General features: G+C 42.5%; 17 protein-coding genes. 16 read left to right on the forward strand and 1 reads right to left on the reverse strand.

The window, feature by feature from the left end; translation table 11 throughout:
* The 8 genes from CBE70_RS18445 to CBE70_RS02280 form a co-directional block, all read left to right on the forward strand.
* A partial coding sequence (locus CBE70_RS18445) for a replication protein (protein WP_232797333.1) occupies positions 1-874 on the forward strand: 874 nt, incomplete at its 5' end.
* 21 nt (positions 875-895) lie between these two features.
* On the forward strand, positions 896-1,702 hold the full coding sequence (locus CBE70_RS02255) for a KilA-N domain-containing protein (RefSeq protein ID WP_100158040.1): 807 nt from the start codon (positions 896-898) through the stop codon (positions 1,700-1,702).
* Positions 1,699-2,724, forward strand: a complete 1,026-nt coding sequence (locus tag CBE70_RS02260; RefSeq protein ID WP_100158041.1) for a DUF968 domain-containing protein — start codon at positions 1,699-1,701, stop codon at positions 2,722-2,724. The genes CBE70_RS02255 and CBE70_RS02260 overlap by 4 nt, the downstream gene beginning before the upstream one ends.
* A gap of 27 nt (positions 2,725-2,751) precedes the next feature.
* Positions 2,752-3,150: an antiterminator Q family protein gene (locus CBE70_RS02265; RefSeq protein ID WP_100158042.1), complete on the forward strand. Its 399-nt coding sequence runs from the start codon at positions 2,752-2,754 to the stop codon at positions 3,148-3,150.
* Between the two features lie 340 nt (positions 3,151-3,490).
* Positions 3,491-3,703, forward strand: coding sequence for a transcription antiterminator/RNA stability regulator CspE (gene cspE, locus CBE70_RS02270; protein ID WP_004244726.1), 213 nt, complete (start codon positions 3,491-3,493; stop codon positions 3,701-3,703).
* Positions 3,704-3,710: 7 nt separating this feature from the next.
* Positions 3,711-3,851, forward strand: coding sequence for a cold shock small protein YmcF (ymcF, locus tag CBE70_RS18730; RefSeq protein WP_418312483.1), 141 nt, complete (start codon positions 3,711-3,713; stop codon positions 3,849-3,851).
* Between the two features lie 183 nt (positions 3,852-4,034).
* The gene (locus tag CBE70_RS02275; RefSeq protein ID WP_072070436.1) at positions 4,035-4,493 is read left to right on the forward strand and encodes an Hsp20 family protein; all 459 of its coding nucleotides are present in this window, start codon (positions 4,035-4,037) and stop codon (positions 4,491-4,493) included.
* 271 nt (positions 4,494-4,764) lie between these two features.
* Positions 4,765-5,301, forward strand: coding sequence for an AAA family ATPase (locus tag CBE70_RS02280; RefSeq protein WP_100158043.1), 537 nt, complete (start codon positions 4,765-4,767; stop codon positions 5,299-5,301).
* 195 nt (positions 5,302-5,496) lie between these two features.
* Here the strand turns inward: CBE70_RS02280 and CBE70_RS02285 are convergent, their stop codons facing one another.
* Positions 5,497-6,162: an AbiV family abortive infection protein gene (locus tag CBE70_RS02285; RefSeq protein ID WP_198585679.1), complete on the reverse strand. Its 666-nt coding sequence runs from the start codon at positions 6,160-6,162 to the stop codon at positions 5,497-5,499.
* 191 nt (positions 6,163-6,353) lie between these two features.
* Here CBE70_RS02285 and CBE70_RS02290 point away from each other — a divergent pair, with 191 nt between their 5' ends.
* From CBE70_RS02290 to CBE70_RS02320, 8 genes are all read left to right on the forward strand, one after another.
* Positions 6,354-7,004 carry a hypothetical protein gene (locus CBE70_RS02290; RefSeq protein ID WP_100158044.1) on the forward strand — a complete coding sequence of 217 codons (651 nt, stop codon included), beginning with the start codon at positions 6,354-6,356 and terminating at the stop codon, positions 7,002-7,004.
* Positions 7,005-7,212: 208 nt separating this feature from the next.
* Positions 7,213-9,351 (forward strand): AAA family ATPase, encoded by a 2,139-nt coding sequence (locus CBE70_RS02295; protein ID WP_100158045.1) that lies wholly within the window; start codon positions 7,213-7,215, stop codon positions 9,349-9,351.
* Positions 9,351-11,132, forward strand: coding sequence for a UvrD-helicase domain-containing protein (locus CBE70_RS02300; RefSeq protein WP_100158046.1), 1,782 nt, complete (start codon positions 9,351-9,353; stop codon positions 11,130-11,132). Before CBE70_RS02295 ends, CBE70_RS02300 begins: the two co-directional genes overlap by 1 nt.
* 629 nt (positions 11,133-11,761) lie before the next feature.
* Positions 11,762-12,184 (forward strand): hypothetical protein, encoded by a 423-nt coding sequence (locus CBE70_RS02305; protein WP_100158047.1) that lies wholly within the window; start codon positions 11,762-11,764, stop codon positions 12,182-12,184.
* A 65-nt stretch (positions 12,185-12,249) separates the two neighbouring features.
* Positions 12,250-12,519, forward strand: a complete 270-nt coding sequence (locus CBE70_RS02310) for a phage holin family protein (RefSeq protein ID WP_046334538.1) — start codon at positions 12,250-12,252, stop codon at positions 12,517-12,519.
* Positions 12,519-12,989, forward strand: a complete 471-nt coding sequence (locus CBE70_RS02315; RefSeq protein ID WP_100158048.1) for a lysozyme — start codon at positions 12,519-12,521, stop codon at positions 12,987-12,989. The genes CBE70_RS02310 and CBE70_RS02315 overlap by 1 nt, the downstream gene beginning before the upstream one ends.
* A complete protein-coding gene (locus tag CBE70_RS18325) occupies positions 12,971-13,129 on the forward strand; it encodes a hypothetical protein (RefSeq protein ID WP_198585680.1) in 159 nt (52 codons plus the stop codon). The genes CBE70_RS02315 and CBE70_RS18325 overlap by 19 nt, the downstream gene beginning before the upstream one ends.
* Before the next feature lie 2 nt (positions 13,130-13,131).
* Positions 13,132-13,593: a lysis protein gene (locus tag CBE70_RS02320; RefSeq protein ID WP_100158049.1), complete on the forward strand. Its 462-nt coding sequence runs from the start codon at positions 13,132-13,134 to the stop codon at positions 13,591-13,593.
* Positions 13,594-13,600: the final 7 nt, after the last annotated feature.

The raw sequence follows: 13,600 nt of genomic DNA on the forward strand, positions 1-13,600 counted from the left end.
AGAAAAAGAAGGGTGGTTAACCAGCGAAAAGCGCAGAAAAGGCAATCGTAACGCAAGCAATATTTACCAGCTGAATGTAGAGAAACTATACCAATCAGCAAAGAAAGCGCTTTCTCAACCAACAAAATCTGACGTGTCAAAACTTGATGCATCAGGTTTTGACCCATCAAAATTTGTTGCATCAAATTCTGTTCCTTCAGAATCGAGCAAAAATAGGGATTTTGAACCGCCAGCTCCTGAGGGCGATCCATCAGTAACTTCAAAATATGATCCATTAATAAATTATTCTTCGTCGCAGAATTCTGGCGAATCCAGCGACCAGCCCAAAAATGATTTTTTAACTCGTTATCCTGAAGCTGTGATTTACAGTGCCAATTTTCAAAAATGGGGCTCCTCTGACGATTTGAAGTGCGCTAAATGGCTATTCAGCCGTAAATGCGAAGTGTTTCAAGAGATGGGATTAAAAACGCCTAAAGAGCCAAATTTCACTGATTGGGCTAATGATATTCGCTTAATGACAACGATTGATGGGCATACTCACAAAGAAATTTGCCAGTTCTATAAACGAATTACACAAGATGATTTTTGGAAAAAGAATGTTCAGTGTCCTCGTACACTCAGGGCTCAATGGGATGATTTAACCTTACGTTTGGCGGGTAAGAAAAAAATCACCATCGACTCCGTAGAGCGTGATGAAACATTCCGGCTCATCTGGGGTACGGGTTGGAAACCTAAAAATAAAATCCAAGAATTAGCGGCTATTCAGGCAAAGAAAAATGGTCTAGGCAGAATGAATGAGGTTGCAGGTTTAGCTGCGTGGCGAGGTATTTGGCAACAAGTCGCGGAACAAGTTGCTCAGGAAGTTTTGCTATAAACGAGAGTGGAGAAAAATAACATGAATGGACTAATTGTTATTGATGGTGTTCAAATTCGTCGAGATACCGCAGGGCGTTATTGTTTAAATGATCTTCATCGAGTCTCAGGTGGTGAAAAACGGCATCAACCATCGAATTGGAGTGCTTTAACTCAAACTAAAGAGTTGGTTGATGAAATTTCAACCGCTCCTGAGATCACAGGAGCGGTTCCCATAGTGACCATTGTTGGTGGGCTTAACCAAGGAACATATGTTTGCAAAGAATTAGTGTATGCCTATGCAATGTGGATAAGCCCATCATTTCATTTAAAAGTGATCCGTACTTTTGATGCATTGATAACACAGCAACACGGCGAAAAGTTAGCCGATAAAGTTCAAGCTGGAGTCATATTGCTTGAATCGATGGCTAAAAGCCTGAATTTCTCAAACTCTTCGAAATTAGGGGCATATCAAAAATTACAAGCCATGGCAGGCTTACCCGAATTAGTCCCTGTGTATGCGATTGATGCGCCAAGCGGATCAATGGATGGTTCAAGTCGTCCAACAGTAGCTTTATCAACACTGATTAGAAAACATCAATTACCTATTTCAGCCCAACAAGCTTATAAACGGTTGGCCGATCTCGGCATTGTTGAACGTTTATCACGCCCAAGTACGAAAACTGCTAACAAAATGAAAGAGTTCTGGTCAGTGACTGCGCGGGGCTGCCAGTTTGGGAAGAACATGACCAGCCCTAATAATCCTCGTGAGACTCAACCCCATTTCTTTGAAAGTAAAACGGATGAATTGATCCGTATGGTGATGCTGAATAAACAGGTGAGTGCATGAAATTATTATTAACACCCTATATTCAGCCTGATCTTGGTGTTGTTTTATTGAAGCCTGAAAAGGAGTTAATTGAGCAACTTAAACAACATTCTCGCGTGATTATTAGTGATGTGCCAAAAAGTTTAGATAAATGGCCTTCTGGTGCATTAACAGGGAATGAACAACCATTATTAAATAACAAGGACATTATTGGCTTTTTGAATAATGAAAAAGTGATCCAAGCTATGGGCGAGCTGGCATCGATGAATATGTGGGTATGCAGAAATATCCATTGCTGCCAGATCAACGATGAGCATGACAGTTATCATCATCATGAATTAACAACCACATGGCATAAAGACGGTGTGATACGGACTTGTTGGTACCATGATAATCATATTCGCAATTCACCGGCGAGGTGGGTTGCTGAATTAGCGTATAAAAATCGTATTGCTTGGATGATAGACACTATTCGCAGTCGTTTGAGATTAGATGATAGCCATTCGCTGACGATACCTGATTTTTTTGCTTTTGCTGTGATGCATAAACTGGTTGATAAATTACCTGATGCTATATTGCGCCGTATCTTAAATTGGCCTGATAAAACTAAAGAGCGCAGGGTGCATGGCGGTTTTCCTGAAGCTGATATTGTTCCAAATGAAGTGACAGCACTATCAGCAATGAATGCGCGTTTAGATGCTATAAAACCCGTTATTAATGTGACTGTCGATCCTGAACCTCCAGCCTCATTTCTTCTTAAACCTAAAATGCACCGTTGGGAGAATTCCCAATGGCTTCAATGGGTAAAAACACAGCCATGTTGTGTTTGCGGACAACAAGCTGATGATCCACATCATATCATCGGCCATGGTATGGGAGGCATGGGAACGAAAGCTCATGACTTATTCACTATTCCATTATGTCGTCAACATCATGATGAATTGCATCGTGATCCGAAATTGTGGGAAGCCACTTACGGCAATCAAATCGAATTGTTATTTTCTTTTTTAAACCGTTCATTAGGAATAGGGGCATTGGTTTAACGTGTGTACGGCATGGGGAGTATTAGTATGAGAGATATGCAGGAAGTTTTATCGCGTTGGGGAGCGTGGTCAGCTAATGAGGGAAATAGTATCGATTACTCATCAATTGCCGCAGGTTTTAAAGGATTAATTCCAAGTTCAAGACGAAGCCGAGAGCAATGTTCAGATGATGATGGCTTAAAAATCAATAAAGCGGTATTACATTTAAAGGTAAATAATAGTTACTTGTTTCAGTTGGTTATTATGTATTATGTGAAGAATTATCCTTTGCGTTCAATGGCTTCAAAACTTGGTATTTCTCATAACGAAGTGGCTAAGCGATTGCAGACAGCAGAAGGCTTTATTGAAGGGTGTCTATCGGTTGATAACGTAAAATTAGATATGGATAAAATAATTAGGAAATACCACATTTATGGTCTTGCGTAATTACAAAACAGAATATATTGTGTTTATGATGGTTTTGATATTACGCTTCTTACCTATTGAAAACCTCGTGAGTATAACGGGGTTGTATTTTTTATAGGTCTACTTAAGCTGATTTATAGTTAAAAAATAAAGTTTGCTATCTGAATTTTTCTATGGCTTAATAGCGTCACTGGTTTGGAAGTACAGACCTATTTATGTTAGTAAGTTTAAAGTTGTTCCCGTTTAGCGTTATCCTCGATACCTCTTCATTGTGAATTCCTTCTAATTAATACCCATAAGTAAAAATACAAAACAAACCGCATATGCCTTATGGCAAATTAAATAAATTAAAGGAAATTCTATGTCTAATACAATGACTGGTACAGTAAAATGGTTCGATGAAGGTAAAGGTTTTGGTTTTATTACTCCAGCTGATGGCAGCAAAGATGTATTCGTACATTTCTCTGCAATCCAAAGTGATAGCTTCAAAACATTAGCTGAAGGCCAACAAGTTTCATTCACCATGGAAAATGGTATGAAAGGCCCAGCAGCAGGCAACGTGGTGGCTCTCTAAAGGCGCTATTACTATTCGCCTCTATTTTAAATGCCCTTGTTGTAGTGGTTCACAATATAGAACATCACAATTTGATGTAACAGTGAACAACCCACACGGTGCAAAATGTATCTTTTGCAAAAGTGTGATGACAGCTCAAATGAGTTGAGCATTAAATAGTTGAATATACAAAACCTCGCTTCGGCGGGGTTTTTTGCTATCTACAATCTTATATTGGTTAAAGATAAAAAATTTAGGTTTTAGGGCTTGAAAAACTCTCGTTCGTTCATATTTATATTTTGGGTAAATAAGAGACCGCCCATAATTCACTAAATACTGAAGGAGGAGTTATATGCCTAACATTAAACCTTTTTCATTATTCCCAACATTATCTGACAACTTACTTTCAAATCGTTTTGATCAGATAGATCGCCTGTTTAGTCAGTTAACAGGCAGTAAGCCCATTGCATCACCTGTACAGACTTATAACCTGAAACAGATTGATGATAACCATTATGAACTGACAGTAAGTGTGCCTGGATATCAAGAAAATGACCTATCGGTTTCATTAAAAGGAAGTCGTTTATTGATTGAAGGGAAAAAAGAAGAAAAATCAGAAGAAGATAATGATAAATGGATCCACCGAGGCATATCTCAAGGGCAATTTACATTGCAATTTGACCTTGGTAAAAATGTTAAAATAGAAAAAGCCGATTTATCAAGTGGACTTCTGACCATTGCTATTGAGTATGAGTTACCGGAAGAAGAGAAACGGCAAACAATAGCGATAGAGAATAAAGATAAAAGTTAATTGAGTTAGATAACGTGAATAAGATTAAGGCTACACATAATGTGTAGCCTTAATTGTTTTTGTAAGAGCATTCATTCAAATTTGGGTTTGCAAAGATTGTGAGTCGAACACAATTAGATCTGAGAGAAGGCGGACACGTCAAGTATTAACACAAGCAGTAATACTCTTCGACTCTTGTCATACCGCTTGTCATAATAGCTTCACGAAACCCAACAATTTAGGGTTCGAAATATTTCAATGTTATTAGATTTCATTATTTAAAGGACAAGTTATGCTAATCATCTTCAGTGGTTTGCCGGGAAGCGGGAAAAGTACTATCGCTCAGGCTTTGGCAAAGCGGTTAAACGCTTTTTACTTGCGAATCGACACGATTGAGCAAGCCATACGCAAAGCCGATGAAGATGATCGCGAAATGGGGCCAGCTGGTTATTTTGTCGCTTACACACTCGCCAGAGAGAATCTACAATTAGGGGCGACAGTAATTGCTGACTCAGTGAATCCATTGGCGTTAACCCGTGATGCCTATCGAGAAATAGCTTTATCCACAAGAACTGGTTATTTAGAAATTGAGATCATATGTTCCGATATAATTGAGCATCGTAAACGAGTTGAAACCAGAGTGTCTGAAGTCGAGGGATTAACCTTGCCTGACTGGAAAGATGTCACAAACTTGACTTATGAACCATGGAACAGAGAACACCTTATTTTAGACTCATATAGTTTATCCAGTGATGAATGTGTCTCACGGATCATCGAAATTCTTTCACAATATCCTATACTTGAGAAACTCTCCAACAGAGAAAGTTAGTAACGCTACTTCAGGCACAAAGCTGCTTTAGGAAAGAGCCAGTGGCAGCAATGAGCGAAGAGCGGAAGTTCGCAGTTGATCTCGTAGCCAAACAGTCACGTTAACGACATTGCTGCGTGTTGATCAACGGGGAGCAGCTCAACCATTTCAGGTCTCTCGCAGCGCCAACAGCAATATCCCTAAAGAAATATTGATTCAGATACTTAAGAATGCTGAGACGGCAGTTTTATTTGAAAGTAGTCCTTTTGCGGACATGGCATCGAAGTAACTTTTTAATGCCTCACGCTTAAGAGCATCATCAGTTTTCCACACAGGTCCCAAGTATTTCACCCAGAGTTCAACTTCCTCGACTGTGTGTAATTTTGACGATACTAAAGGTTTAGCGGCTTCTATGATGCTTATAGCTGTATCTCTATCGATTACATTGTCTGGTATCGACCAATGTGCCTTGCCAAGACAATCCGTATAAAATGATATTTGCTTTAATTGATCTAATACAAAGGGATGTTCTGATTCATCGCTGAAAATTGGTGAAAAATCGTTGAGATTCCTGGCGCCTTTTTTAACTGCATCAAGAAACACCCACATCATATTTTTTTCAGTATGTGAGCGATACCTGTGCCAAATCTGTTTGATATCTTTGCCATCTTTCAACAGTGACATCTCTCGAAGTATTGATACCTTTCCTGCTTCTTCTATAGCCAAGATTGCTAGAGCGGTAGCAGAGGGATAGCGTTCTAAATCAAATAAAGCAGAGGCATCGTTCAGAAGCCTTCGTGCATTAGATGATGCAGCATTCATGCCCTCTACAATTTTCTCAACGGTAAGCCTATTTTTCCATTGCTCTAGTTTTTTTGCCATAACGTTTGCTCGAGTTAAAAATTTCATCAATCTTAGGACATTTCATTCCTGCTGAAAAGCTAGATGCTCTACCCCTCAATTACATTACTGATATATGTCATCTTATATAGGTTTATTTTCAGTCTCACTGCGTACAGATGTATGATATTGGGGTAAGCTTACCGATACACTTTTATAAAATGGATCAAATGATGAAGTCGAGAGATTTAAAAACAATTCACGACCTGATTGTTACGAACTACCAGAAACATGATTTAGGTAATGGTCGTTATCTACACACATTCCAGCCAGCAACAACAGATACAACCTATCAATTCGAAGCTAACTTTGAGAACGAGCTAATCCCTGGAGAAAGATACAACATAGGATTTACCGAAGCAGGTGGAGTTAAAATGGTAGATATATCTTGTGTATCGAAGTCCTCTGTAGTTAATCAATATATTAGCTACGAATGTGCAAAATTAGTTTCAAGAGAAAAGCATGATGAAAACAAAGGCAAGAATGATTCAAGAGTAAATTACGCTGTGCAAAATGATTACTATTGGGGGAGAAAATATGCATGGCGCGAGTTTGGATTAGTCATCCCCAAAAGTGTGTTTTACAAATACTTATTAGATTGTGTTAATCACCCTAATATACCGTGTACAGTTACAACGCCCGGCTATCCAATAGGTGATGACTCGATAGCATTTGCGGATAAAGGGCTCGAAAAAGCAATCGAGGATCTAATAAGTACATCAACAAGAATTAAAGATGGTCCTTATTTCAAATCCCCTCTATATTTCAATGGTGATAAGAGGTTCACAATAAGGGGGATCAGCGCAATAACAGACAAAAAATAATTCAATGGCATGGGTTTTATGTAAAGAGATGACCTGCCCTCATTAAACTAACATACCATGTGCCAGCAATGTCCGCTATGAGCTGTGAGTTCAACGTGCCAATGCAACGCTATCTTTAACCAAGTGGCCATTCGCAATTATACAGCAGTTGCGCTAAAATCGTGAGCAAAAAACTAAGGTTGCTCAAGGAGCAGCAGGCTGGAGAACCATGCATATTTCCAAACTGACCCTGGTCAACTACAGGAACTTCAAGAACACATCTCTGCGGTTTCACAAGGGAGTAAACACCATTATTGGGGAAAACGGCTCCGGTAAATCTAACATCCTGCGAGCTATCCGCCTCCTGCTTGACGACACCATGGTGCGTGCTGCCTATCGCCTAGATGAGTCTGATTTCAGCCGCTCACTCGGCCAATGGCAGGGCCACTGGATTATCATCAGCATGGAGTTTGAGGAAATCACCACCGATGAATCCGTTCAGGCACTCTTCCTCCATGGAACAGCTCCAGTGGATGATGGGCCGATTCATAAGGCCACCTATAACCTGATCTTCCGGCCTAAAAAAGAAATCAGGTTGAAGCTGGCAGCCTTGGGAACGTTTGAGGATGAACAACTCTCGGAGATCCGTGACGCAATCACGATCGATGATTACGAAACGATTTTTACAGGACGGAGCTGGGCCGACTTCGGCAATCCTGTGGTATATAAAAGCATCGTTGGAGATTTTGATATTTGTGACTTCTCACCAGAGACGGAGTTTCCAGAAATCGGGGCAAAAGTACCCGGCTTTCTTTCCGTTACGAAAGAGGTATCGCTGACTTTCATCCAGGCCTTGCGCGATGTTGTTTCTGAGTTCCACAACAACCGTACCAACCCCTTACTCACCCTGCTTAAAAGCAAGAGTGGAGAGATCAATCCAGCGACGATGGAGCCAATCACCGAGATGGTCCGCGAACTCAATACCTCGATCGAAGGCCTAGAGGACGTCCAGTCAGTTCGCAATCACATTCGAGAGACTATCAAGGACGCCGCAGGTGAAACCTACTCGCCAGCCTCACTCTCGATCAAATCCGATCTTCCCGAAGAAGCCGATAAGCTTTTCCAGTCTCTCCGACTTTTCGTGGGTGAATCAGAGGAAGGGTACGAAGGTGCAATTCATGAGCTGAGCCTAGGTGGAGCCAATCTTATCTATCTGACGCTCAAACTACTGGAATTCAAGTACCAGCGCGAAAAGCTGGCCATAGCCAATTTCCTCCTGATCGAGGAGCCGGAAGCGCACATCCATACACACATTCAAAAAACCCTATTCGATCGCATCACATACAGTGACGCGCAGATCATCTACACTACTCACTCCACTCACATCTCTGAAGTCAGCAATGTAAGCAATGCCAACATCTTGGGCCGTCATGGATCGTTCTGCGAGGCCTATCAGCCTGCCAGAGGTCTTGAGCCCGCTCAGATCAACAGTATCCAGCGTTACCTGGATGCGGTGCGTAGCAATCTGCTCTTCGCCAAAAGCGTGATACTCGTCGAAGGTGATGTGGAGGAAATTCTGATACCAATTCTAATTAAGCTAGTACTGGGAGTAAGCGTTGACGAGTTGGGCATCAGTGTCATCAACATTCGCAGCACAGGTTTTAAGAATGTTGCGGTTCTCTTCCATAACTTCCGTATTAAGAAACGATGCGCCATCATCACTGATTTGGACCAGGCCTTCTTTGATATCACCGTACAGACAACTGATACGGAAGGTGTGGCTAAGATAAAGGCCAAAGCCGCTGGATCCCAGAAAGCCGGTTTAGAACGGCAGGCCGATCTGACTGAATTCACTGCAGAAAATCCATGGATTGTAACCTTCTATGCCAAACACACCTTTGAGGTCGACTTTATCGCAGCTGGTAACCATGAGGCCGTTGTCCAAACCATTCCAAAAGTCTACAAGGACGAGGGAACCAGGGCCGAGGCAAAGCAGCAACTCCAATCCCGAGACCTGCGACAAATGGGCCGTCGTACGCTGACGATGGCCAAGCAAGAGGGCAAGGGGTGGTTCGCTCTCTTGCTCGCTGAGTACCTTACTCCCCAAGTCCAGATCCCAGCATACATCATGCAGGCCATTCATTTTGCACATGGCACATTTACTCTCCCCCTTATAGCCAGAATTCTCCAACATCGCGCCGAATACCGATACGGTTCCGATGTGTTGAATTCGCCAGCGAAGCAGGCATTTCTTCTGGAAATTGAGCGTTTTGCGCAAGGGGATATTGGCTTGGCTGAACTAAGGATAGCAATCGGACGCATGCTACCGGGAGATGCTATTGATGCATTCTTAGCGGAGATGCAGTGATGTTCGCTTGGGATCCAAGAGACCTCAATCCTGAGCAGGCGGCGGCAGTGATCGAGCCATCAAGCATCTTTCTGATCGCTTGCCCTGGCAGCGGTAAAACCCGCACCCTGACCTACAAAATTGCCTACGAACTATCTCGTCGTACTGACAAGCGGATCGTTGTAGCTATTACCTACACCCACCGCGCTGCAGATGAGATTCAAGAGCGCATTGAGGACCTAGGAGTCGACACTTCGGGTCTATGGATTGGTACGATCCATGCGTTCTGTCTAGAGTGGATACTCAAGCCATACGGTATCTATTCCCCTGAACTTGCTCACGGTTACCGCGTGATCGACCCGTATGATCGTGAACGCCTATTGGAGAGGCTATGCGCTCCGTATAAAGGTGTCACTCATTGGGATTGCGATTACTACGTTACTGAAACGGGATATCAGCTTGGCTGTGTAGACATGAGAAAACACCATATCATACATGAGGTTTTGAAGGCGTACTTCGACGAGCTTTCAGCGAACAGACAGATCGACTTCGAACTTATCCTCTGGCATGCCTACAGCTTGATGCGGGATAGGGCCCAAATCGCAGTGATGCTCTCGCGTGTGTTTTCCCACATCCTTGTGGATGAGTATCAGGACACCAAACAGATCCAGTACACTATTGTGACGTCCATACTTCGTGCAGGCAGCGGACAGACCAAAATACTCATCGTTGGCGATCCGAATCAAGCTATCTATGGCTCACTGGGTGGCTACGCTATGCCAGTGGATGAATTCCGTACCCGCGCCGGGATCTCGATTAAGGAATTTGTGCTCAGCCTAAACTATCGCTCCAGTGAGCGAATTATCAGCTACTTTTCGAACTACAGCGTTCATGCAACAAAAATCCACGGCGCTGGGAAACATGCTAAGTTTCCCAGCAGGGTGACCTACAATCAAAACGTAACATGCAGCGATGTACATGATGAGATTGTAAGGTTGATTCGTGCGAGTCTCGCCAACGGCTACTCTCCCGAAAACATCTGCGTTCTCGCTCCACAGTGGGTTTTGCTTGCATCTACGACACGAAAACTAGTGGCGATGTTGCCTGACCAGCAATTTGATGGCCCAGGTCTCGTTCCTTTCAGTAACAACTTCGATAATTTCTGGTTCAAGGTCTCCAAGGTTTTACTAACGGACTCCTCACCCAGACTGCTCGTCAGGCGAATGCGTTGGGCAAACGACGTAATCAAAGACCTCGATAGTTTCGGCGTTGACACCAAAACATTGACTCCGCGCATCTTGCTGCGGGAAATTAACGCACTTACAATCGATGAAACGAACGGACTCCGCTACCTGGACCAGGCCTTCAACGCTCTGCTCAAGAGGCTCGATATCTCCCAGGAAATCCATCCTGCGCTCTTGACCCACCGAGAGGCATTTTTCAGCAGTTCGGCAGCGCGAATAGAGCGGCTGCAGAAGGAAGGGGCGACGTACATCAATCAAGTATCATTCTTCAAAAAAGTTTTTCGCGAGCGAACCGGCATCACAGTCTCCACCATCCATGGTGTCAAGGGCGCCGAGTTCGATGTCGTCATCGCCTTTGGCTTACTGGAGGGCATGGTACCGCACTTCAATGAAGCGAATGGACATGTCGCCGCAAGCAAGCTCCTCTATGTATTGAGCTCCCGTGCTCGTAAAAACCTTCACTTGATCTCGGAGTCAGGACGACAGAGAGGAAGATACGGTGTCTATGCCTCGACCGAGTTACTCGCAGCTTGTCACTTCAGTTATAACTTGGACTAAAAATTTTAGTCAGATTGACCGCTGAGACAGTCGGGTGTATTACTTCTTGAGGCATGTTTAGCTTAATGAGCTCACTTGGAAGAAAGATGTTACCAGCAGAGATATGCGACCTTATGATTTAAAAGTGCAGGGCCTAATTTCGGGATGCTAGATTTGAACGTTGCTCCCCGAAGGTCGATGCCAGCGTGCAGTAGTCTTTCTGCTGTACGCTTCAGGTTTGAGCGGCTTATCGCGAAAGTCCGCGCCCCGAGATGACATACTCCCCATTGATTAAAACAGCGTGATATTTGCAATGTCCGCACTTGGCACTGAGCAGAATATCTAAACTATAAGTATGAAAGAATTGCTTAACACAAAATAAAAAAATGCCGATACGCTAGGAGTCATATCGGCATATAAAATAAACGCAAGAAGCAATGTAAGTCATGTCGTACTAATTCGTATCAAACCTGTCAACTTGATACATATGTAATGATAATTATTCTCATTAATATATTCAACCCTAAATTAAATAAGGTTACTTTGTAGCCTTTTCGGTTACGCCGACCACAGAATCAACACCCACTTATACCTTTCACACAAGAGCTGTGAGTCGGCACCTTATTAACTAAAATAAATCGGTAAATGTTATGTCAAAAGAGATAAGCGAATTACAGTTTAGTCTTCACTACGCCTCAGAAACAGACAGTGAAATGAATACCTCCATCATTTTAACGGCGAATATCCATACGGCTGATGGTGAAACTCAACAGCTTACACAACTAATTTGCACGACATCTCCCGCTGGTAAAAAGCAATATCGAATCGGCACACAAAAAATTAGTGATGCAGGCGATCCATTGCTGGTGGCGATTGAATCTTATTGGCGCAAAAATACACAAGAGAGCTGTGTTTATTTGTTAGAGAAAGCGAAGCAATTTATTCAGGGACACTTACAACAAACGAATACATGGATATCCATGTACGGCCTTGTGATTGTTTCTAATGCGTCACTTGAAGAGCAGTTGCCTGAAGGTTTATTAAAAGCACTTAAAGTATCAATACCTGCCTAATTTTTATCGTTTCACTTTTAACTCTCTCACACTAATCATTAACGGACACTCCTCTGGGGGTGACTATGCGTATGGAAAAATTAACCAATGTTACTTACGGAACCGCAGGCTTAACGGCATTTTTTGCCAGCCTCTCATTATATGAATGGGGATTTGTTATTGGGATGGCGTTTAGCATGGTTCTGGGGTTAGCCACTTACTTTATGACACGTAGAGAACAACGAAAACGCACTCAATTATTTGAAGAGCTTGTTCGTCATGTTGATCCACAAAACCCAACCGAAACATTAAAAAGACTTGCTGAATTAATGGTGAAAGCACCAAAGGATATTTAATGTCTCTCAAACAGAAAATAGCGGCGCTAACAACTGCGGGAGCAACAGCAATTGCGCTAGTAGTGATAGCCCATTTTGAAGGTGTGCGTTATGAGCCTTATCGTGATGTGGCAGGTGTTTTGACAGTTTGTTATGGGCATACAGGCAAAGACATTATTCAAGGTAAGAGATACACACAACAAGAATGTGATGCGTTATTACAAAACGATTTTATTAAGACACAACAGCAAGTCGATGCATTAATCAAAGTACCACTCGATGACTACACCAAAGCTGCTTTATATTCCTTTGCTTTTAATGTAGGTACAACCGCATTTTCTCACTCAACATTACTCAAGAAACTAAACGCTGGTGATAGAGCGGGCGCCTGTGAAGAAATGAAACGTTGGGTTTATGCGGGTGGAAAGGTTTGGCGAGGGCTTGTCAGTCGTCGAGAGGCGGAGTCAGCACTATGTCATGGAAACCTTTAATCATCATTATCAGCTTTATCATCATATTATTCATCACTGTCGCTGGTGGTATTTATCTCTTGATTGATAACACATGTACTAAAGATCACGTTAGTTTAGAAAAACGCTGTCAGATTGCACTCTCATATCATCGGTACTAATCATGAAATACGGGAAACTCTATGCCGTCATTGCGATGGTAGGCATCATTGTGGGTGGCTATTGGGTGATTAACAGGCAAGCTAACAGGATTAATTCACTGATAGATACCAACAAAAAACTAACAGTGGCTCTCGAAGAACAGAAGTCTATTAATACTGATTATCAAGCACGCATAATGCGATTAAATCAGTTGGATATTCAATATACGCAGGAGTTAGCGAATGCTAAAAATGAAATTAGTCGCTTGCGTGATATTAGCGAACGTCATCCTGAGCGGGTGTACATCAAAGCCGAGTGCCCAAAAAGCGAAACCACTCCCTCCACCAGCTTGGCTTATGCAACCACCGCCAGACCTACTGACACCGCTATCCGAAATTATTGGTTACTCAGAGAGCGAATTGCAGAATCAGAAAAAATAATTAGAGGATTGCAGGATTATGTAAGACAAGAGTGTGCGAAATAAAAAAGCC

Source organism: Proteus columbae, from assembly GCF_002777965.1.
In the GTDB taxonomy this organism is placed as follows: Bacteria; Pseudomonadota; Gammaproteobacteria; order Enterobacterales; family Enterobacteriaceae; genus Proteus; species Proteus columbae.

Bases quoted from the DNA above. Each gene is read 5' to 3' on its own strand.
- CBE70_RS02255 (WP_100158040.1), top strand. From the start codon at position 896: ATGAATGGACTAATTGTTATTGATGGTGTTCAAATTCGTCGAGATACC.
- CBE70_RS02260 (WP_100158041.1), top strand. From the start codon at position 1,699: ATGAAATTATTATTAACACCCTATATTCAGCCTGATCTTGGTGTTGTT.
- CBE70_RS02265 (WP_100158042.1), top strand. From the start codon at position 2,752: ATGAGAGATATGCAGGAAGTTTTATCGCGTTGGGGAGCGTGGTCAGCT.
- cspE (WP_004244726.1), top strand. From the start codon at position 3,491: ATGTCTAATACAATGACTGGTACAGTAAAATGGTTCGATGAAGGTAAA.
- CBE70_RS02275 (WP_072070436.1), top strand. From the start codon at position 4,035: ATGCCTAACATTAAACCTTTTTCATTATTCCCAACATTATCTGACAAC.
- CBE70_RS02280 (WP_100158043.1), top strand. From the start codon at position 4,765: ATGCTAATCATCTTCAGTGGTTTGCCGGGAAGCGGGAAAAGTACTATC.
- CBE70_RS02285 (WP_198585679.1), bottom strand. From the start codon at position 6,162: ATGGCAAAAAAACTAGAGCAATGGAAAAATAGGCTTACCGTTGAGAAA.
- CBE70_RS02290 (WP_100158044.1), top strand. From the start codon at position 6,354: ATGAAGTCGAGAGATTTAAAAACAATTCACGACCTGATTGTTACGAAC.
- CBE70_RS02295 (WP_100158045.1), top strand. From the start codon at position 7,213: ATGCATATTTCCAAACTGACCCTGGTCAACTACAGGAACTTCAAGAAC.
- CBE70_RS02300 (WP_100158046.1), top strand. From the start codon at position 9,351: ATGTTCGCTTGGGATCCAAGAGACCTCAATCCTGAGCAGGCGGCGGCA.
- CBE70_RS02305 (WP_100158047.1), top strand. From the start codon at position 11,762: ATGTCAAAAGAGATAAGCGAATTACAGTTTAGTCTTCACTACGCCTCA.
- CBE70_RS02310 (WP_046334538.1), top strand. From the start codon at position 12,250: ATGCGTATGGAAAAATTAACCAATGTTACTTACGGAACCGCAGGCTTA.
- CBE70_RS02315 (WP_100158048.1), top strand. From the start codon at position 12,519: ATGTCTCTCAAACAGAAAATAGCGGCGCTAACAACTGCGGGAGCAACA.
- CBE70_RS18325 (WP_198585680.1), top strand. From the start codon at position 12,971: ATGTCATGGAAACCTTTAATCATCATTATCAGCTTTATCATCATATTA.
- CBE70_RS02320 (WP_100158049.1), top strand. From the start codon at position 13,132: ATGAAATACGGGAAACTCTATGCCGTCATTGCGATGGTAGGCATCATT.